1 pseudogene is annotated in these 249 nt (G+C 61.8%); it reads left to right on the forward strand.

What is annotated here, in order from left to right:
• A pseudogene (locus SB724_RS21235) lies at nt 1–249 on the forward strand (hypothetical protein); the annotation flags it as partial.

Genomic DNA, 249 nt, shown 5'->3' on the forward strand with positions numbered 1-249 from the left:
CTTGAACTTCCTCCAGGTCGAGTACATCGACGACGAATCCACCACCTTGGTGGGGTTCGGTCCCGACGCCGCGGCCGTGGACGTGGATGATGTCGCCGCAGCTCAACGGCATGTGGACGCACTGGTCCCAGGCCTGGAAGTGCTGGAAGTAGCTGGGCACGACTGGGTTGCGGACCAGTTTGCCCAGTCCACGTGGCCCATGCATTACACGGGCTACCTCACGAACTGTTTGACCGAGCTTCAACGCCC

This window comes from Bacillus sp. SIMBA_031, from assembly GCF_046535225.1.
In the GTDB taxonomy this organism is placed as follows: Bacteria; Bacillota; Bacilli; order Bacillales; family Bacillaceae; genus Bacillus; species Bacillus velezensis.